The organism is Planomonospora alba (genome assembly GCF_039534085.1).
Classification (GTDB): domain Bacteria; phylum Actinomycetota; class Actinomycetes; order Streptosporangiales; family Streptosporangiaceae; genus Planomonospora_B; species Planomonospora_B alba.
In genome coordinates this window covers 548-19994 of record NZ_BAAAUT010000021.1, presented here as the reverse complement: position 1 = coordinate 19994, position 19447 = coordinate 548, and the positions used below count along the sequence as shown (strand labels likewise).

Here is a 19447-nt window from a genome sequence, read left to right as displayed (position 1 = left end):
TTAACTCTACTATGCGTCGCCGTAGTAGACCACCGGCTGGCCGCGGGTGAGGTACATCAGCTCGTGGGCGAGCAGGTCGCGGCGGAGCAGCTCCGCGTCCGTCGCGCCGGGGTCGTCCTGCTTCAGGAACCGGCCGATGCGGCCCATGTCGTGGTTGCCGAGGAAGGTCGGCAGGGAGGAGGCGTTGGAGTCGGCGTCGGTGTGGTGGTCGTCGTCGGCGTAGAGCCGGGCCAGGCGCGCGGCGTCCGCGGTGCCGCCGCTGAAGGAGCGGGCGGCCTCCTGGAACGGGAAGTCCAGGGTGGCGTTCATGCCGCCGCGCGTGGAGTAGCGGCTGGTGAAGGCGGGGTCGGAGGAGTAGACCTCGCCGAACATGAAGAAGCGCTCGTTGCCGAGCTTGGCGGCGTAACCGCGCAGGGCGGGGGAGAAGCGCTCCCAGAACTCCATGTTGACGTGCTTGGCGGTGTCGATGCGGAAGCCGTCGATGCCGGTCTCGCGGACCCACGTCCGGTAGATGTCGATCATGCCCTCGACGACCTCGGGACGCTCGGTCCACAGGTCGTCGAGGCCGTGGAAGTCGCCGTACTCGGAGTTCTCCCCGCTGAAGGTGGAGTCGCCCCGGTTGTGGTACATCGTCACGTCGTTCAGCCAGGACGGCGTCTTGGCCCCGGCCGGGGCGACCGGCGTGTACGGGAAGGAGTCGGCGGTGACCTTCGGGAACCTCCCGCCGGAGGCGTACTCCCGGTCGTCGAACGGCCTGCCGGAGGCGTCGACGTAGGGATAGGCGCCCTTGGAGCGGTAGGAGTAGGTCTTCTCCGCGTAGTCGATCACGTCGGCGGTGTGGTTGGTGATGATGTCGAAGAAGACCTTCATCCCGCGCCGGTGGGCCTCGCGCACCAGCTTCTTCATCTCGGCGTTCGTGCCCAGGTGCGGGTCGATCCGGGTGAAGTCGGTGATCCAGTAGCCGTGGTAGCCGGCCGAGGCGTTCGCGCCGGTGCCCTGGACCGGGCGGTTGGCGAAGGCGGGGGTGATCCAGATCGCGGTGCTGCCGAGACCCTGGATGTAGTCCAGCCTGCCGATCAGGCCCTTGAGGTCCCCGCCCTGGTAGAAGCCCTTGTGGGTGGGGTCGAAGCCGGTGGTGAGCCGATCGCCGGACAGGCCGCCGGTGTCGTTGCCGGTGTCGCCGTTGGCGAACCGGTCGGTCATCGCGAAGTAGAAGCGCTCGCGGCTCAGGTCGGCGCGGAGCGCGTCGCGGGCGAGGCCGCGGTCACCGGGCGCCGCGCTCCGGCTCAGCGCCGAGACGACCGGCCGCGCCGGACCGGCCGCCGCCGGGGCCGCGGCGGCCCCGCCCGGCGCCGGTGCGCCGGCCGTACCGGAGGCGGGCGACGCGGCTGTACGGGATGCCGCCGGGGCCGCGGCTGTACGGGATGCCGCCGGGGCCGCGGCGGCGGGCGGTGAGAGGACGGCGAGAGGGGCGGTGACCAGGACGGCCGCGAGGGCGGCCCGGGCCAGGGGGGCCGGTCTCGTGCGCCGTGGGGGGAGGGGCCAGACCACCAGGGCCTCCACGGAGTGTGTTTCGGGGGTGTTGCCCGGAAGTTACTCACTGGACATGATCTGTGCAATCCCTTGCGGCAACTTTCTGAATCACGACAAGCGGTGCGGCGCGGCGCGGGGCCGGAAGACCTTCAAGGCGAGGAGTTCGGTCGGCCGAACCCCTTATGAACAGCGGATATCGTCGAGAGAGGAGGCCGTGAGCGAGTCGTCACGGTCTGTCGGCTCCGCGAGGGATGTAACAAGTTTGCAGAGTCTTGCAGCAAGTTCTTCCAATGCGGTTCACGTCGGCGTAACGTCCGGCGTACTCCACCCGGCCCGGCGGTCCAGTGCCGCCGGGCCGGTCCCCTGAGCCATGAGGAGAAATCATGCGGCGAGCCTTCTCGGCCGCGACGATCGTCGCGGCCCTCGCCCTGGCGGTTTCCGCCTGCGGCGGCGGCGACAGCGGTTCGACGGCGGCCCCCGCCCAGTCCGCTCCGTCCGACCCGTCGAAGATCAGCGGTGAGATCACCTGGTGGGACACGGTCCGTCCGGACAGTGAGGGTCCGACGTTCCAGGCGCTCATCAAGGAGTTCCAGGCCAAGTACCCGAACATCAAGGTCAACTACGTCAACGTCCCCTCGGACCAGGCGCAGAACAAGTTCCAGACCGCGGCCCAGTCCGGCTCCGGCGCGCCCGACGTGATCCGTTCCGAGGTCGCCTGGACCTCCCAGTTCGCCTCGCTCGGCTACCTGCAGCCGCTGGACGGCACCCGCGCGGTCGAGAACGAGTCCGACTTCCTGCCCGGGCCGCTGAGCAGCACCAAGTACAACGGCAAGGCCTACGCCGTGCCGCAGGTCACCGACACCCTGGCGCTGATCTACAACAAGAAGCTCCTGAAGGAGGCCGGCTGGGAGAAGGCCCCCACCACGGTCGAGGAGCTGAAGCAGGCCGCGCTCGACGTCAAGGAGAAGACCGGCGCCACCGGCCTCGCCCTCAACGTCGACGCCTACTTCCTGCTGCCGTTCATGTACGGCGAGGGCGGCGACATGCTCGACGTGCAGAACAAGAAGATCACCGTCAACTCCCCGGCCAACGTCAAGGCCATGGGGATCGTCTCCGACCTGATCACCTCGGGCGCCGCGGCCAAGCCGGCCATCCAGGACAGCTACGCCAACGCCATGACCGCCCTCAAGGACGGCAAGGCCGCGATGATCTACAACGGCCCGTGGGCGCTGGCGGAGATCTACCAGGGCAAGGAGTTCCAGGACAAGTCCAACCTGGGCATCGCCCCGGTCCCGGCGGGCTCGGTCAAGGCCGGCGCCCCCACCGGCGGCTGGAACTACGCCATCTACGCCGGCTCCAAGAACCTCGACGCGTCCTACGAGTTCGTCCGGTTCATGAGCACCCCCGAGGCCCAGGCGAGGATCGCCAAGGAGATCAGCCTCCTGCCGACCCGCGCCTCCGCCTACGACAACCCCGACGTCCAGGGCAACGCCGACGTCGCCGTCTTCAAGCCGATCATGGACACCGCCCTGCCGCGGCCGTGGATCCCCGAGGGCGGCCAGCTCTTCCAGCCGCTCCTGGAGGGCTACCAGGCCCTGGTCGGCGGCAAGACGACGCCCGAGGACATGCTCAAGACCGTCGACGAGAAGTACCGCGGCATCTTCAAGGACTGGAGCTGAGCCGTGGCGACCTCCACTGGACGTGTGACCGGCACGACCAGGGACCGGGCCGCGGGCGCCGCTGGCGGCGCCCGCGGCCGGGGCCGCCGCCCCGCCAAGGCCGGTCCGGTCCGGCGGGCGTGGTCGCAGTACTGGTACGCCTGGGCCATGGTCGCCCCGGTGGTCGTGGTGACCGCCGCGCTCGTCGGCTGGCCGCTGGCCCGGGGCCTCTACCTGTCCATGACCGACGCCACCGAGGCCACCATGGGCCGCACGATCGGCGTCAACGTCATCCCCTCGACCTACGAGTTCACGGGCCTCGACAACTACGTCTCGATCCTCGGCAGCGGGCTGTTCTGGGAGAAGCTCACCTGGACGGTCGTGTGGACCGTCGTCTGCGTGGCGCTCCACTACGGCATCGGCCTCGGCCTGGCCCTGATGCTCAACCGGAAGCTGCGCTTCCGCTCGGCCTACCGGCTGATGCTGGTCCTGCCCTGGGCGATCCCCGGCTTCGTGGCCGCCTTCATCTGGCGCTACCTCTACAACAGCGACTACGGCGTCATCAACGCCATGCTGCGCGGCATCGGCCTGGGCGGCGTCGGCTGGCTGGACGACCCGACCACCGCGAAGATCGCGGTCATCGCGGTCAACGTCTGGGTGGGCATCCCCTTCATGATGGTGGCCCTGCTGGGCGGCCTGCAGTCCATCCCCAAGGAGCTCTACGAGGCCGCCGAGGTGGACGGCGCCACGCCGTGGCAGCGCTTCCGCTTCGTCACGGTCCCCGGCCTGCGCACGGTCTCCAGCACCGTCGTGCTGCTGGGCACGATCTGGACGTTCAACATGTTCCCGCTGATCTTCCTGATCACCGGCGGAGGACCGGGCAGCTCCACCGAGATCCTGGTCACCTACGCCTACCGCGAGGCCTTCACCGGCATCCGCAACTACTCCGGCTCGGCGGCCTGGGGCGTGCTCATCCTGCTGCTCCTGGTCGTGATGGCCGTCGTCTACCGCCGCGCGCTGCGCAAGCAAGGGGAGGTCTGGTGATGAGCACCGCAACCGCGCCCGCGGGGCGCCGCCGCGCCCGCGGGCGCGACGAACGCGGCCTCGGCAGCTCGATCCTGCTGCACGGGACGCTGATCGTCGCCTCCCTCATCTCGCTGTTCCCCATCGTCTGGCTCGTCCTGACCTCGCTCAAGCCGCGCGACGGGTGGCTCTCCACCGAGCTGGAGTTCTTCGACAGCCCCTCGCTGGACAACTACACCCGCGTGCTGACCGAGACGCAGTTCCCGACCTGGCTGCTCAACTCGGTGATCGTCGCGGGCCTGACCACGGTCATCGGCGTCTTCCTCGCCTCGACGACCGGGTATGCGATCAGCCGCTTCCGCTTCCCGGGCTACCGGGGCGTCATGTGGATGCTGCTGATCACCCAGATGTTCCCGGTGGCGATCCTGATCGTGCCGCTGTACAACCTGATGGCGGGTCTCGGGCTGCTCAACCAGATCCCGGGCCTGGTCATCGCCTACATGACCGTCGCGGTGCCGTTCTGCGCGTGGATGATGAAGGGCTACTTCGACTCCATCCCGCGCGAGATCGACCAGGCCGGCCTGGTCGACGGGCTGACCCCGTTCGGCACCTTCTGGCGGGTCGTCCTGCCGCTGGCCCGGCCCAGCCTCGCGGTCACCGCCTTCTACTCCTTCATGACCGCCTGGGGCGAGGTCGCCTACGCCACGGTGTTCATGACGGGGGACGACAAGCGGACCCTCGCGGCCGGCCTGCAGCAGTTCGTCGGCCAGTACTGGGCCGACTGGGGCCTGCTGACCGCGGCGGCCGTGCTGATCGCGCTGCCCGCGGCGGTCGTGTTCCTGCTCGTCCAGCGCAACCTGGTGGCCGGTCTCACCGCCGGCGCCACGAAGCTGTGACATCACTGCTGTACCACACCTGTGCTATCACGTCCTGATATGTCGTTTGATCGGGGGACAAACATGACCGAGCTCGTTCACGTGGACCGTGCCGACGCCACCGGCACCGCGACCCGGTGGTGGCGGAACGCGGTGATCTACCAGGTCTACGTGCGCAGCTTCGCCGACGGCAACGGCGACGGCGTCGGCGACCTGCTCGGTGTGCGCAGCCGGCTGCGCTACCTCGCCGACCTGGGCGTCGACGCGCTCTGGCTGACCCCGTTCTACACCTCGCCGATGGCCGACTTCGGCTACGACGTGGCGGACTACCGGGACGTGGACCCGGTCTTCGGCTCGCTGGCCGACGCCAAGGCCCTGATCGAGGACGCGCACCGGCACGACCTGCGGGTGATCGTCGACGTCGTGCCCAACCACACCTCCGACCGGCACGCGTGGTTCGTCGAGGCGCTGGCCGCCGGCCCGGGCAGCGCCGCGCGGGAGCGCTACATCTTCCGCGAGGGCAGGGGCGAGCACGGCGAGCTCCCGCCGAACGACTGGGAGTCGGTCTTCGGCGGGCCCGCGTGGACCCGCGTGCCCGACGGCCAGTGGTACCTGCACCTGTTCGCCGCCGAGCAGCCGGACCTGAACTGGGAGAACCCCGAGGTCCACGCCGAGTTCGACTCGATCCTGCGCTTCTGGCTGGACCTGGGGGTGGACGGCTTCCGCATCGACGTCGCGCACGGCATGGTCAAGGCCGCGGGCCTGCCGGACGTCGGCCACCCCGACCAGGTCAAGATGATCGGCGCCGACGTGGTGCCGTTCTTCGACCAGGACGGCGTGCACGAGATCCACCGCGCCTGGCGCCGGCTGCTCGACTCCTACCCGGGGGAGCGGATCGGCGTCGCCGAGGCCTGGGCCCCGACCCTGGAGCGGCTGGCCAACTACGTCCGCCCGGACGAGCTGCACCAGGCGTTCAACTTCCACTTCCTGACCGCCCCGTGGGAGGCCGGCCGGTTCCGCCGGGTGATCGACGAGTCGCTCGCCAGCGCCGGCGCGGTCGGCGCGCCGGCGACCTGGGTGCTGTCCAACCACGACGTCAAGCGGCACGTCACCCGCTACGGCCACGGCGAGCTCGGGCTGCGCCGGGCCCGCGCCGCGGCGCTGCTGACGCTGGCCCTGCCCGGGTCGGCCTACGTCTACCAGGGCGAGGAACTCGGTCTGCCCGAGGTGCTCGACCTGCCCGAGGAGTACCTGGTCGACCCGCAGCGGCTGCGCAACCCCGAGGACGGCCGCGACGGCTGCCGGGTGCCGATCCCGTGGGCCGACGTGGAGCCGCACTTCGGCTTCACGATGCCGGGCATCGAGGAGACCTGGCTGCCGATGCCCGAGTCGTGGGGCCCGCTCAGCGTCGAGTCGCAGCTGCGCGACCCCGGCTCGACGCTCCACCTCTACCGCCGGGCGCTGCGCATCCGGCGCGAGCGCATCGCCTCCGACGCGACCCCGCTGACCTGGATCGACTCCCCCGAGGGCACCCTCGCCTTCGCCCGGGGCGACGGCTTCGCCGTCACGGTCAACCTGACCGGCGAGCCGGTCGAGCTGCCCGCCCCCGGCGGCGAGGTCCTGCTGGCCAGCGCCGAGCCGGAGATCGGCGCCGGCACCGTGCGGCTGGCGCCCGACTCGGCCGTCTGGTGGGGACGCGATGACGCATAACGGTGCCTCCTACGGCACCGGTACGGCCCGGCTGGCCGACATCGCCGCGCAGGCGGGGGTGAGCGAGGCGACGGTCAGCCGGGTGCTCAACGGCAGGCCCGGGGTGTCGGCGGTGACCCGGCAGGCGGTGCTGGCGGCGCTCGACCTGATGGGCTACGAGCGGCCGCAGCGGCTGCGCCAGCGCAGCAACGGGCTGGTGGGCCTGGTCACCCCCGAGCTGGACAACCCGATCTTCCCGGCCTTCGCGCAGGCGATCGAGAAGGCGCTGACCCAGCACGGCTACACGCCGCTGCTGTGCACGCGGGTGCCGGGCGGCGCCGCCGAGGACGAGTTCATCGAGCTGCTCGTGGAGCGCGGGGTCAGCGGCATCATCTTCGTCTCCGGGCTGCACGCCGACGTCACGGCCAACCAGGACCGCTACACCCAGCTGCTCGGGCAGGGCGTGCCGATCGTCCTGCTCAACGGCCACTCGGGCGACGTGCAGGCCCCGTTCATCTCGCCGGACGACTGGGCCGCCGCGCGGCTGGCCGTACAGCACCTGATGGACCTCGGGCACGAGCGCATCGGCCTGGCCGTGGGGCCGGGCCGGTTCGTGCCGGTGATCCGCAAGATCGAGGGCTACCGGCGCGCGATGGCGCAGCTGCTCGGCACGACCGAGGTGGACGAGCTGATCTCGCACTCGCTGTTCTCCGTCGAGGGCGGCCAGGCCGCGGCGGCGGCGCTGCTGGAGCGCGGCTGCACCGGCATCGTGTGCGCCTCGGACCTGATGGCGCTGGGCGCGATCCGGGCCTGCCGCGACCGGGGCCTGTCGGTGCCCGAGGACGTCTCGGTCGTCGGGTACGACGACTCGCCGCTGATCGCCTTCACCGACCCGCCGCTGACCACCGTGCGCCAGCCCGTGCAGTCGATGGTGACCGCCGCGGTGCACACCCTGCTGGAGGCGATCGCGGGCACGCCGGCGCAGCACTCCGAGCTCATCTTCCAGCCGGAACTCATCGTCCGGGGCTCGACGGGCTCCGGACCGAAGATCATCCGCTGAGGCCCCGGGCCTTCTCGCGGACAGGTCCGCCCCTCCCGGAGGATTCCGGGCGTTCCGTCATATCCTGGAAATATTTCCAGAACGACTGCGAAACCTGTCCGGGACACCCTGGTGCCCAGAGAGAGGTGATCGTCGATGATGTTGCGGCTGCGGGTGTCCTTCCCCGACCGGCCCGGCGCCCTGGGACAGGTCGCCCGGGTGCTCGGCACGCTGGGCGCGGACATCCTCCAGGTGACGGTGCTGGAGCGTGAGACCGGCAGGGCCGTTGACGACTTCGTCGTCTCCTGGCCGGGCTCCCCGGACGTCGCGGCCGTCGCGGACCGGCTCTCGGCCGTCCCGGGGATCCGCGTCGAGGGTGTCTGGCCCACCCGCGAGGTCCCCGGGGCGGCCCCCGACTACGACCTCATCCGGCACGTGGCCAGCGACCCCTCCCGGGCCTTCGTCACCCTCGTGGACGCCGTCCCCGAGCTGGTGGGCGCGGAGTGGGCCGTCGCCCTCTCCGCGGAAGGGGAGGGTCTCCTGCACCGCAGCTGGCAGGCGCCCGAGGCGCTCGAGGACGGCGGCATCGCCGGCGTCAAGCTCGCCGACCTCGCCCTGCTCCGCCCCGCAGCGCTCAGCTCGGGCTCCCACCAGTTGATGAGCATCCCCGTCCCGGACGCCGGGATGCACCTGGTGCTGGCCCGCACCCAGGGCCCGTCCTTCCACCGCGCGGAGGTGGACCGGGCCAGCCGGGTGGTGGAGATCGTCTCCATCATCGCCGGGGCGTGAGCGTCCCGGCGCCCCGCATCCATGGAACGTGCCAGGGGGCACGGGGCGCCGCGGGCGGGAGGGGGCCTCAGCGCTGCGGCGGGTCGATGCGCGAGCCGTCGGCGGTGAACAGCAGCAGACGGCTGGCGTCGACGCCGACCCGGGCGGGCTCACCGGCCCGCCAGACGGGCCGGGAGCCGATCCGGACGATGAGGTCGGCCCTGCGGTGCGTGCCGGCGGAGCCGTCCTGGGCCTGGTACTGCGGCTCCGCGTGGGCGTCCTCGCCGTTCAGCAGCCGGCGCACCACCGAGCGGATCCGGCCGCCCTGACCGGCCGCGGCCAGGTTCCGGGCGTTGAGCCGGGGGTCCGGCGGCTCGGGGACGCTGACGGAGGTGATGCCGGTCTCGACGTAGGCGAGCCACTCGTGGCCGTGGTACTCCAGGTTCCGGACGCGCCCGAGGAAGACGGGCCCGTCGAAGGTGTCCGGGACCGGTGCCACGCAGTCGGGCCGCAGGCCGACGATGATCTGGTGGCCGACGTGCTGGGAGATCGCGTAGGCGCGCGGATCGCTCCACGGGATGGTGATCTGGTGCGGGCCGAAGTCCAGCAGGATGAACTGGTTCTGCGGCGTGCGGACGGTCGCCGCGAGCAGGTTCAGCTGCTGGGAGTTGAGGAAGGCCGCGGTGAAGGCGGTGGCCGGGTCGTTGTAGACCTGGGCCGGGGTGCCGACGTCCTGGAGCACGCCGCGGTTCATGATGGCGATCCGGTCGGCCAGGGTCAGCGCCTCGACCTGGTCGTGCGTGACGTAGATCGTGGTGACCCCGAGGGAGCGCACCAGGGCGCCGATCTCCATGCGCAGCTCGGTCCGCATGCCGGCGTCCAGGTTGGACAGCGGCTCGTCCATCAGGAAGAGCGAGGGCTGCCGGACGATCGCCCGGCCCATCGCGACGCGCTGCCGCTGGCCGCCGGAGAGCGTTCCAGGGCGGCGGTCCAGGGTCTCGTCGATGTGCAGCGCCTTGGACAGCTCGGTGACGCGCTCGCGCACCAGCTCCGGGTCGGCCTTGGCGATCTCCAGGGGGAAGGAGAGGTTGCCGCGCACGGTGCGGTGCGGGTAGAGCGCGCCGTTCTGGAAGACCATGGCGACGTCGCGGTCGCGCGGCGCCAGGTCGTTGGCGAGGGTGCCGCCCAGCCACAGGTCGCCGGAGGTGACCTCCTCCAGCCCAGCGATCATCCGGAGCAGGGTCGACTTCCCGCATCCCGAGGGGCCGAGGAGGACGAGGAGCTCCCCGTCTCCGGCCCGCAGGTTCATCCGGTCGACCGCGAGGTACCCCCCCGGGTAGACCTTGGTCACGTTGTCGAGGACGACGGTACTCATGCGCGCGCTCGTTCCTCCCGGACGTGAGTGCCCGGATCCAGCCTGTGATTGATGAGGTAGTACATCGCGCAACGTGGTCATGTGTCCATAGATGTCGAAGGAAATCGCACATCTCCCGGTCACAACTCTGTTACCTGGCTGTATCACCCCGGTGGACAGGGCTTTCCGTGCCGTGCACCCCGCGCTCCGGGTCAGGGAGTGTTATTCTTTTCAGAAAATTTACGAAAAAGATTTCACGCCGGGCCGGGGCGGGCCACGCGGCTTGCACCCCCTTGCGGACGCATGGTGAGGTAGCTGCTGATGGACGGTGAAGTGACGCGGATCCCGCGCTCCCGGCCCGACGGGGCCGCCACCCGTCTGGCCGACATCGCCATCCACGCCGGAGTGAGCGAGGCGACGGTCAGCCGGGTGCTCAACGGCAGGCCCGGGGTGTCGGCGGTGACCCGGCAGGCGGTGCTGGCGGCGCTCGACCTGATGGGCTACGAGCGGCCGCAGCGGCTGCGCCAGCGCAGCAACGGGCTGGTGGGCCTGGTCACCCCCGAGCTGGACAACCCGATCTTCCCGGCCTTCGCGCAGGCGATCGAGAAGGCGCTGACCCAGCACGGCTACACGCCCGTGCTCTGCACCCAGCTGCCCGGCGGCGCGCCGGAGGACGAGTTCACCGAGCTGCTGCTGGAGCGCGGGGTCAGCGGCATCGTCTTCGTCTCCGGGCTGCACGCCGACACCACGGCGCGGATGGACCGCTACACCCGGCTCACCGACCGGGGACTGCCGATCGTCCTGCTCGACGGCTACACCGACCAGATCGACGCGCCGTTCATCTCGCCGGACGACCGGCTCGCCGCGCGGCTGGCCGTGCAGCACCTGGTGGACCTCGGGCACGAGCGCATCGGCCTGGCGCTGGGCCCCCGCCGGTTCGTGCCGGTGATCCGCAAGATCGAGGGCTACCGGCAGGCGATGGCGCAGCTGCTCGGCACGACCGGGGTGGACGAGCTGATCTCGCACTCGCTGTTCTCCGTCGAGGGCGGCCAGGCCGCCGCGGTCAAGCTCCTGGAGCGCGGCTGCACCGGCATCGTGTGCGCCTCGGACCTGATGGCGCTGGGCGCGATCCGGGCCTGCCGCGACCGGGGCCTGTCGGTGCCCGGGGACGTGTCGGTGGTGGGCTTCGACGACTCCCCGCTGATCGCCTTCACCGACCCGCCGCTGACCACCGTGCGCAAGCCGATCGGCGCGATGGCCTCGGCCGCGGTGGAGACCCTCCTGGAGGAGATCAACGGCATGCCCGGCAAGAACATGGAGCTGATGTTCCAGCCCGAGCTGGTCGTGCGCCGCTCCACCGGCTCCGGCCCGCTGGTCAACCGCTGACCGCCCCGCCCGCGGGCGAGTGAGGATGTGCGCAACCGTGACCCATGACGTCGTCGTGATCGGCGGTACGGGCGTCGACACCACCGTCTACGTCCCCGCCCTGCCGCTGCCGTACGCCGACACCCACACCGTGCCGCCGGTGCGCGACCGGATCGGCAACACCGGCAGCGGCGTCGCGCTCGGCTGCCACGCGCTCGGGCTGCGGGTGCTGATCGTGGACCTGATCGGCGACGACCCCCAGGGGCGGCTGATCAGGGAGCACTTCGCGGTCCGGGGCATCGACGCGGGCTGGGCCCACGCGCCGCAGGGCACCCGGCGCAGCGTCCTGCTTGTCGGCCCCGACGGGCGGCGCACCTCGCTGTTCGACCCGCGGGCCGAGCCGGGCGAGCGGCTCCCGCGCGAGCTGTACCTCGACGCGGTGCGGACCGCCCGGCACGTCCACGTGTCGATCACCGACTTCTCCCGGCACGTCTACCCCGACCTGGCCGGCCGGCCCGCCGCCACCATCTCCACCGACCTGCACGACTGGAACGGGGACGACGAGCACCACCGGGACTTCGCCCTCTCCTCCGGCCTGGTCTTCCTGTCGGCCGCCGCGCTCGGCGACCGGCGCGAGGAGGTCATGCGCGGCATCCTCGGCGCGGGCCGGGCCGAGACCGTCGTCTGCACGGCGGGCGCGGACGGCTGCCACGTCCTGGACGCCGACGGCCTGCGGCACTTCCCCGCGGCGCCGCTGCCCGGGCCGGTGGCCGACAGCAACGGCGCGGGCGACGCCTTCGTCAGCGGCTTCCTGTACGGCAGGCTGCGCGGCCGCCCGGTCGACGAGTGCGTGCGCCTGGGCGCGCTGGCCGGGGCGCACGCCTGCACGGTCCCCGGCACCCACGAGTCCCCGATCACCGCCGAGGCGCTGTCGGCGCGGACGTAGGCCGCCGGGGAGGAACGGCGGAGCGCCGCCGCGGCCCCTCCCGGGGAAGGACCGCGGCGGCGCTCCCCGTGCCGGGCCCTCCTGCGCGGGAGGGCCGCGGCGGATCCGGCCGGCCGCCGGGGGGACGGCCGGCCGGAGGTCAGCGCCCGGACTCCAGCTCGGCCAGCAGCGCGGCGGCCCGCTCCCGGTAGGCGGCGACGCCGGCCAGCTTGACCTCCTCGTAGCCGCGGATCACCTCGGGCAGCCCGGCCAGTTCGAGGACCCGGTCCTCGGTCTCCGGCCGCAGGCACGCCAGCGCCCGGTGCACGTCGCGGGTGTACTCGGCGACGAGCTCGCGCTCGACCCGGCGCACCTGCGCGCGGCCGAACGGGTCCAGCCTCGTGCCGCGCACCGCGCGCATGCCGTACAGCAGGCGGAGGGCCGGGTCGAACCAGCCGCCCAGGCGGATCTTGCGCTTCATGCCCATCGCCCGCAGCAGCGGCGGGTGCAGGTTGTAGGAGATCTTCGCGCCGGGCCCGAACTCGGCGGCGATCCTGGCCCGCTCGGCCGGGTCGAGGTGCAGGCGGGCGACCTCGTACTCGTCCTTGTAGGCCATCAGCCGGTGCAGCTGCCGGGCGAAGACCTCGGTGACCGGGCACCGGCCCGGCTCCTCGCGGGCCAGCACCTCGCGGACCGCCTCGGCGTAGCGGGCGGCGTAGCGCAGGTTCTGGTAGGCCGCCAGGTCCGGCACCCGCACGGTGAGCAGCCGGTGCAGCTCGCTCCCGGGGACCGCGCCGACCGAGGCGACGAGCCGGGCGAACGCGCCCTCGGAGAGCGCCCCCGCGGCGGCCCCGGCGCTGGCCAGGCCGGTCGCCCGCGCCACGGCCTCGGGGTCGGCGACGACCGCCCGGCCCCAGTGGAAGGCGGCCACGGTCCTGTCCGCGGACTTCCCGCCGCCGGCCCGGATGGCCCGCTCGATCGCGTGGAGGCCGAGCGGGATGAGCCCGCGCTGCCAGGCCGCGCCGAGCACGATGGTGTTGGCCGGCATGTGGTCGCCGAAGAGCGCCTGGGCCAGCTGCTCGGCGTCGAGATAGACGTTGCGGTCGTGGCGGGTGCGCGCCTCCAGCGCGCCGATCGGCGAGCCGAGGTCGACCGGGTGCGCGGCCGGGTCGAGCACCATGGAGCCGGTCGGCACCAGGCTGGTGGAGACCACGGCGACGGTCCGGTCGCGGTCGGCGGCGCGCAGGTGCCGGGGGTCGGTGGCGCCGATCAGGTCCAGCGCCAGGTAGGCGTCCACGCTGGCCGCGCTCGCCCGCCCGGACCGCTCGCCGTCGCCGTCGTAGATGACGACGTCGGAGACGACCGTGCCGCCCTTCTGCGCCAGGCCGGTCTGGTCGAGCCCGCGCGAGCGCCTGCCGTCGAGCAGGGCGGCGGTGCCGAGGATCTGCGCGACGGAGACGACGCCGGTCCCGCCGATGCCGACCAGCCGGACCGTCGTCTCGCCGGTCGGGAGCTCCGGCAGGGGCAGCCGCGGCGGCTCCGGCACGGCCCGCCGGGCGGCCTTCCCCTTGGCGGGGACCACGGTCAGGAAGGACGGGCAGTCGCCGTCGGCGCAGGAGAAGTCCTGGTTGCAGGACGACTGGTGGATCTCGGTCTTGCGGCCGAACTCGGTCTCGACCGGCAGCACCGACAGGCACTCGGACTTCTTGGCGCAGTCGCCGCAGCCCTCGCAGACCCGCTGGTTGACCACGACCCGCCTGGCGGGGGTGGGCAGCGCGCCCTTCTTGCGCAGCCGCCGCTTCTCGGCCGCGCACTGCTGGTCGTGGACGAGCACGGTGACGCCGGGGACGGCGGCCAGCTCGCGCTGGGCCTCCTCCAGCGCGCTCCGGTCGCGGACCTCGGCGATCTTCGCCAGCTTGACCCTCCGGTAGCGCCCGGGCTCGTCGGTGGTGACGATCACCCGGCGCACGCCCTCGACCTCCAGCCAGCGGGTCAGGTCGGCCACCGCCAGGGCCGGCTGGATCGTCTGCCCGCCGGTCATCGCGACCGCGCTGTTGTAGAGGATCTTGTAGGTGATGTTGACGCCCGCGCCGACCGCGGCCCGGATCGCCAGCGAGCCGGAGTGGTGGAAGGTGCCGTCGCCGAGGTTCTGGAAGATGTGCGGGGTGTCGGTGAACGGCGCCTGGCCGATCCACTGCGTCCCCTCGCCGCCCATCTGGGTCAGGCCGGTGAGCGTGCCCTTGCCGGCGGGGTTGAGCACCACCATGGTGTGGCAGCCGATGCCGGCACCGACCGGCGCGCCGTCCGGGACGGCGGTGGAGCGGTTGTGCGGGCAGCCGGAGCAGAAGAACGGGGTGCGCTGGGCGGACAGCAGCTTCAGCGGCTCCGGGCGGGAGAGCACGGCCAGGCCCGCGGCCACGCGGTCGCCGATCCCGGAGCCCGGCCCGGCCGCGACGCCCTTGCGGCGCAGGCGGAAGGCCACGGCCTTGGCCGCCAGGTCGGCGTCCACGCCGCCCGCCTGGGGGATCAGCCGGGCGCCGTTCTCGTCGAGCTTGCCCAGCACGCGCGGCGCGCCCGCGGTACCGTACAGCACGTCCTTGACGAGGGTCTCCAGGAGCGGAGCCTTCTCCTCCACGACCATGATCTCCTCCAGGCCGCGGGCGAAGGTGCGGACGATCTCCGGCTCCAGCGGCCAGAGCATGCCGATCTTCAGCAGGCGGACGCCGACCTCCTCCGGTGTGACGCCGAGCTTGCGGAAGCCCTCGCGCACGTCGTGGTAGGCGGTGCCGGAGGCGACGACGCCGAGCCAGGCGTCCGCCGGGTCGGCGGTGATCCGGTTGAGGCCGTTGGCGCGGGCGTAGGCGCGGGCCAGCTCGGTGCGCGGGCCGACCAGGGTGCGCTCCATCTCCAGCGACCACGGGGTGAGCAGCGTGCCGTTCGGCATGTGCCGGTACGGCCGGCCCTCGTACTCGACGCCGTACTCGACGCCGTCGTCGTTCTTGACGCCGGGCATGACCGGGACGACCCGGTCATGCCCGACGCTCACGGTGCCGGTGCCGTCCACGACGTTGGAGACGGCCTTCACCGCGACCCACAGGCCGCTCGCCCGTGAGGCCGCGATGGCGTGGCGGCCCAGGTCGAGCAGCTCCTGGACGGTGCCAGGGTGGACGATCGGCATGCCGAGGGCGGCCAGCGCGCTCTCGGTGGCGGAGGGCAGGGTGGAGGACTTGCAGGTCGGGTCGTCACCGCACAGGGCGATCAGGCCGCCCAGCGGGTGGGCGCCGACGAAGTTGCCGTGCCGGAGGGCGTCGGCCGCCCGGTCCACGCCGGGCGCCTTGCCGTACCAGACGCCCAGCACGCCGGCCTTGCGCGGCCGGGGGAGGGTGGGCACGAGCTGGCTGCCCCAGACGGCGGTGGCGCCGAGCTCCTCGTTCTGGCCCGGCCGGTGCACGACGCCGAGCGGCTCGGCGTGCCGGCGGGAGCGGGCCAGCTCCAGGTCGAAGCCGCCGAGCGGGGAGCCCGGGTAGCCGGACACCATCGCGCCCGTGTCGAGCCCGGCGCGGCGGTCGGCGCGCATCTGGTCGAGGATCACCCGGACCAGTGCCTGCGTGCCGGTCATGAAGACGCGGCCCTCGTCGAGGAGATACCGGTCGTCGGGGGTGATCTCGCGGGAGTCGGCGAAGATCGTCATGCTGGTGGTCCCGTCTGTCGGCCCCGCTTCGGATGGCGGCAAGGCTATGTCAGAAGGACCGGAATCCGATGGCAATGTTCGCGCTTATTGACGCTGTGATTAGCATCACATGTCATGGATGCAACGGATCGTGAAATTCTTCGTCTCCTCCAGGTCGAGGGCCGGCTGAGCAACCAGGAGCTGGCCGAGCGGGTGCGGCTGACGCCCTCGCCGTGCCTGCGCCGGGTCCGCAACCTCGAGGAGGCGGGGGTGATCACCGGCTACCGGGCCGTGGTCGACCCGGCCGCGGTGGGACGCGCCTTCCAGGTCCTCGCCTACGTGGAGCTGGAGGGTCAGGACGCCGAGACGGTCACCGCCTTCGAGGCCGCGGTCATGGAGATCGACGACGTGGTCGAGTGCCTGCGCATGTTCGGCCGCCCCGACTACGTGCTTCGGGTCGCGGTGCCCGACATGGAGGCCTACAGCCAGCTCTGCCTGGAGCGGCTCGGGCGCCTGCCCGGCCTGGACAAGCTCACCTCCCAGATCGCGATGAAGGCGCTGAAGCCGGGCGGCGTCCTGCCGCTGTGACCCGTGCGGGGCCCGCCTCCCCGATCCCTGCGCCGGGAGGCGCCCCGGGCGCCCCGGGGCGCCGCGGGCCGTGCGGGACCCGCGCCGCCCCGCGCGGAGGGCCGGCCGGGCGGTCCGCTCAGAAGGAGCGGCCGGGCCCGCGGGTGCCCCCCTCGCCCCCGCCGGTGTCCTCCTCGACGTCCATGCGCTCCTTGCGGACCGGCTCGGAGACGCTCCTCTCCTCGGTGACCTCGTCCTTGCTCAGGCGGACCCGCTCGACCGGGACGGTGTCCTTCTCCACCACCGGCTCCTCGGCGTGCAGGGTCACCTCGTGCTCGGCCTCGCTGATCTCCGGGCCGCGCAGCGCCTGGTCCAGGTTGTCGTCGGTGATCGGCTCGCGCTCCAGGCGGACCTCCTCGCGGCTGACCGGCACGCTCACCTGCTGCTCCTCGGTGACGACGTACTTGCGCAGCCGTGCCCGGCCGGCCGGGCGGCTCTCGGTGCCGACGCGGATCCGCTCCTCCGAGCGGGTCATCGCGTCGTCCTCGCGGCGTGCGGCCGCCTCCTCGCCGGTGAGGCCGGCGCGGCCGGTCTCCGCACGCCCGAGGGCCTCGTCGCCGGCGAGGTCCGCCTGACCGGTCCCGAGGGTTCCCTCGGTGCCGGAGGACGCCGGGGTGCCGGAGGACGCCGGGGTGCCGGAGGATGCCGCGGTCCCGGTCCGGCCCAGGCGCTCGCGCTCGCCGCCGGCGCGCGCCCATCCGCCCTCGCCCGGCTGGTTGGCCTGCTGCCAGGCGCTGTCCCAGTCCATGTCGTAGTAGCGGTAGAGCTCGCGCTCCTCCTCGGCGGAGAGGTGGCCGCCGGCGTCCACGTCGACGTTGGGGGCGTTCTTGACGAGGTCCTTGTCGAGGGAGAGCTCGACGTGGTCGGTGACGACGTCGGCGGCCTGCGTCGGGACGAAGGTCTCCTTGGTGCCGAACAGCCCGGTCTTCACGCACAGCCACTCGGGCCTGCCGGTGGCGTCGTCGAGGTAGACGTGCTTGACGTCGCCGATCTTGTCCCCGTTCGCGTCGTAGACGGTGTGGTCGATCACCGAGTCGATCTGCTCCATGGTGATCATGACATTTCTCCCCGTTTTTCGCTTTTGTCGCTTCCGACGGGAGGCCATACCACGCCTGCCCCCGGAGAAACCTGCCGGGGGACGGTCCCTCGGATCCGCCGCGCGGGACACCGGGACCGCCGCGCGGCCGCGCCCGCCGGACGCCGCGGCCGCCCGGCTCACCGCCCGTCGAAGCGGATGGCCCGCAGCAGGCCGGCCGCGGGCCGGTCCAGGATCGTGACGCTCGCCGCGGGCGGGAGCGCCCCGGTGCGGGCCCGCGCGACCAGGGCCCGCCAGCGCCGGCAGTGCCGGGCGAAGAGCGGGGCGGCCACGACCCGGCCGCGGGCGAGCTGCCCCGCGCGCGCCGCCTCGGGGTCGACGTCCAGCAGGACCAGGTGCAGCCCGGTGCCGCCCAACCGGGCGACCAGGGCCAGGCCGTACAGGATGTGCGGCCAGGTGCCCCGGCTGTGGGCGACGACGGAGTGCCCGCCGAGCACGGCGCGGGAGATGCGCGCCATGTGGGTGACGTGCACGACCAGGGTGCGCAGCGGCCGGGGGAGCGCGTCCAGCCGCGGCGCCCACCAGGCGCGGGACTGCCGCGAGTCGATCACCCGTGCCCCGCCGGCGCGCACCGGCCCCGTCTCGTCGCCGCGCAGGCCGTACAGGCGGTCCAGCAGGGTGCTCTTGCCCGCGCCGGGCAGGCCGGTGAGCAGCACCAGGGAACCGGGCGGATAGGTCAGGTCCTCGACGGACGGCGTGCAGGCCGGGGTGGCGGCCATCGCGTGCACCTCACACGGCAGGGGGACGGGGGAGACGGGAGCGCACTCCTGGGACGCGCGCCGCGCCGGGCGTGGCACGCCGATGGCCTGCACGGTGCCGCTTTCACAGGAGTTGGGCTATGGTCAACCTTAATGAGGGAACCGCGGTGGGGCACACGCAGGCCCACTGCCGCAGCGGCCGTGGTGGGCCTCGTCGTCATGGTCGTCCTCGCCGCCGTCGCCCCCTCCTCCTGGTCCGCCGGATGGCGCCCCGCCGACGCGGTGGCCGCCGTCGCGGACTCCCCGGCCGGGGCGGTGCACCAGTCGACCGCCCCGAGGCTCCTGCCGGGCGGGACCGAGCACCTGCCGACGCCCGTGCAGCTGCGCTCCCTGCCCGCGGTGGGCGCCGCCGCCGCGCTCCTCGTCCTGCTGCCCCTGGCCCTGCTCGCCGCGGGCCCGGTGGCGGGCTGCCGGCGCGGGGTCCGGCAGGCCGTCGCCCCGCGCAGCCCGCCGCTGCCGTAGCCCCGGCTTTCCTCTTCCCTTCCCAGGCCTCCGCCCGGCCCGCGTGACGCGGACCGCGGCCGGGGCCTCCCGGCCGTGCGCCGGCGCGTCGCCGCGCCGCGCCGCGGACCGGGATCGGCTTCCACGGTGACGGGCCCGGCGGGCCCGGCCGTCAGCGAGTCATGCAAGGAGTCGATGTCGTCATGGGTGACATCAGATCGGCAAGCAGCCTGCTGGAGGAGTACCAGCGGCACACCGCGCGGCTGGAGGAGCTGCGCGGGCTTCTGCACGAGCGGCTCGCCGCCGCGCGGGCGGAGCTGGAGGCCCTCACCGGAGACGGGCGAGGGCCGCGACGGCCGGCGGACGGCGAGCCGGTCCCGCTGGAGTGGGGGCGCGCCGAGCGCGCCAGGGCGGCCGTCGCCGAGATCGAGGCGGCGATCGAGCGCCTGGACTTCGGCGTCTACGGCACCTGCCGGGGATGCGGGGCGTTCATCGCCCTGGACCGGCTCAGGAGGGTCCCGCAGACGCGCCACTGCGCCTCCTGCGACCCCGGCGGGAGGAGGTGACGTGCTCCCCACCCGCCGGACCGCCGGCCGGACGGCGCCCGTACCGGCCGGCGACCGCAC

The 19447-nt window shown here is 72.8% G+C and carries 16 protein-coding genes; 11 read left to right on the top strand and 5 right to left on the bottom strand.

Going from position 1 to position 19447, the window contains the following annotated elements:
* Positions 1-9 precede the first annotated feature (9 nt).
* Positions 10-1551: an alpha-amylase family glycosyl hydrolase gene (locus tag ABD823_RS14480; RefSeq protein ID WP_344859711.1), complete on the bottom strand. Its 1542-nt coding sequence runs from the start codon at positions 1549-1551 to the stop codon at positions 10-12.
* 365 nt (positions 1552-1916) lie between these two features.
* Between ABD823_RS14480 and ABD823_RS14475 the strand changes: the two genes are divergently transcribed.
* The 6 genes from ABD823_RS14475 to ABD823_RS14450 all read left to right on the top strand — a co-directional run bounded on the left by ABD823_RS14475 (position 1917) and on the right by ABD823_RS14450 (position 8606).
* Complete coding sequence (locus ABD823_RS14475) at positions 1917-3212, top strand: extracellular solute-binding protein (RefSeq protein WP_344859710.1); 1296 nt, start codon at positions 1917-1919, stop codon at positions 3210-3212.
* 24 nt (positions 3213-3236) lie between these two features.
* Complete coding sequence (locus tag ABD823_RS14470) at positions 3237-4235, top strand: carbohydrate ABC transporter permease (protein ID WP_344859708.1); 999 nt, start codon at positions 3237-3239, stop codon at positions 4233-4235.
* Positions 4235-5110 (top strand): sugar ABC transporter permease, encoded by an 876-nt coding sequence (locus ABD823_RS14465; RefSeq protein WP_344859707.1) that lies wholly within the window; start codon positions 4235-4237, stop codon positions 5108-5110. The genes ABD823_RS14470 and ABD823_RS14465 overlap by 1 nt, the downstream gene beginning before the upstream one ends.
* Before the next feature lie 63 nt (positions 5111-5173).
* Positions 5174-6799, top strand: a complete 1626-nt coding sequence (locus tag ABD823_RS14460) for a glycoside hydrolase family 13 protein (RefSeq protein ID WP_344859705.1) — start codon at positions 5174-5176, stop codon at positions 6797-6799.
* On the top strand, positions 6789-7838 hold the full coding sequence (locus ABD823_RS14455) for a LacI family DNA-binding transcriptional regulator (protein ID WP_344859703.1): 1050 nt from the start codon (positions 6789-6791) through the stop codon (positions 7836-7838). The genes ABD823_RS14460 and ABD823_RS14455 overlap by 11 nt, the downstream gene beginning before the upstream one ends.
* A gap of 135 nt (positions 7839-7973) precedes the next feature.
* The gene (locus ABD823_RS14450; RefSeq protein WP_344859701.1) at positions 7974-8606 is read left to right on the top strand and encodes an ACT domain-containing protein; all 633 of its coding nucleotides are present in this window, start codon (positions 7974-7976) and stop codon (positions 8604-8606) included.
* Between the two features lie 67 nt (positions 8607-8673).
* Here ABD823_RS14450 and ABD823_RS14445 read toward each other — a convergent pair whose 3' ends face one another.
* Positions 8674-9960, bottom strand: a complete 1287-nt coding sequence (locus tag ABD823_RS14445; RefSeq protein WP_344859699.1) for an ABC transporter ATP-binding protein — start codon at positions 9958-9960, stop codon at positions 8674-8676.
* 300 nt (positions 9961-10260) lie between these two features.
* On the opposite strand from ABD823_RS14445, the gene ABD823_RS14440 reads away from it, so the two are divergent.
* Both ABD823_RS14440 and ABD823_RS14435 read left to right on the top strand, forming a co-directional pair.
* Complete coding sequence (locus tag ABD823_RS14440; protein ID WP_344859697.1) at positions 10261-11325, top strand: LacI family DNA-binding transcriptional regulator; 1065 nt, start codon at positions 10261-10263, stop codon at positions 11323-11325.
* A gap of 37 nt (positions 11326-11362) precedes the next feature.
* The gene (locus tag ABD823_RS14435; RefSeq protein ID WP_344859695.1) at positions 11363-12250 is read left to right on the top strand and encodes a carbohydrate kinase family protein; all 888 of its coding nucleotides are present in this window, start codon (positions 11363-11365) and stop codon (positions 12248-12250) included.
* Positions 12251-12389: 139 nt separating this feature from the next.
* On the opposite strand, the gene ABD823_RS14430 is transcribed toward ABD823_RS14435, so the two are convergent.
* The gene (locus tag ABD823_RS14430; RefSeq protein ID WP_344859693.1) at positions 12390-15920 is read right to left on the bottom strand and encodes an indolepyruvate ferredoxin oxidoreductase family protein; all 3531 of its coding nucleotides are present in this window, start codon (positions 15918-15920) and stop codon (positions 12390-12392) included.
* Between the two features lie 114 nt (positions 15921-16034).
* Here ABD823_RS14430 and ABD823_RS14425 point away from each other — a divergent pair, with 114 nt between their 5' ends.
* Positions 16035-16487, top strand: coding sequence for an Lrp/AsnC family transcriptional regulator (locus ABD823_RS14425; RefSeq protein ID WP_344859691.1), 453 nt, complete (start codon positions 16035-16037; stop codon positions 16485-16487).
* Between the two features lie 118 nt (positions 16488-16605).
* Here the strand turns inward: ABD823_RS14425 and ABD823_RS14420 are convergent, their stop codons facing one another.
* Together ABD823_RS14420 and ABD823_RS14415 are read right to left on the bottom strand one after the other, a co-directional pair.
* Entirely contained in the window at positions 16606-17583 is a 978-nt protein-coding gene (locus tag ABD823_RS14420; protein WP_344859689.1) for a DUF2382 domain-containing protein, read from the bottom strand.
* Positions 17584-17741: 158 nt separating this feature from the next.
* Complete coding sequence (locus ABD823_RS14415) at positions 17742-18341, bottom strand: ATP-binding cassette domain-containing protein (RefSeq protein WP_344859687.1); 600 nt, start codon at positions 18339-18341, stop codon at positions 17742-17744.
* Positions 18342-18473: 132 nt separating this feature from the next.
* Here ABD823_RS14415 and ABD823_RS14410 point away from each other — a divergent pair, with 132 nt between their 5' ends.
* Positions 18474-18842 (top strand): hypothetical protein, encoded by a 369-nt coding sequence (locus ABD823_RS14410; RefSeq protein ID WP_344859685.1) that lies wholly within the window; start codon positions 18474-18476, stop codon positions 18840-18842.
* Between the two features lie 182 nt (positions 18843-19024).
* Positions 19025-19387 (top strand): TraR/DksA C4-type zinc finger protein, encoded by a 363-nt coding sequence (locus tag ABD823_RS14405; protein ID WP_344859683.1) that lies wholly within the window; start codon positions 19025-19027, stop codon positions 19385-19387.
* The last annotated feature ends 60 nt before the right edge of the window (positions 19388-19447 follow it).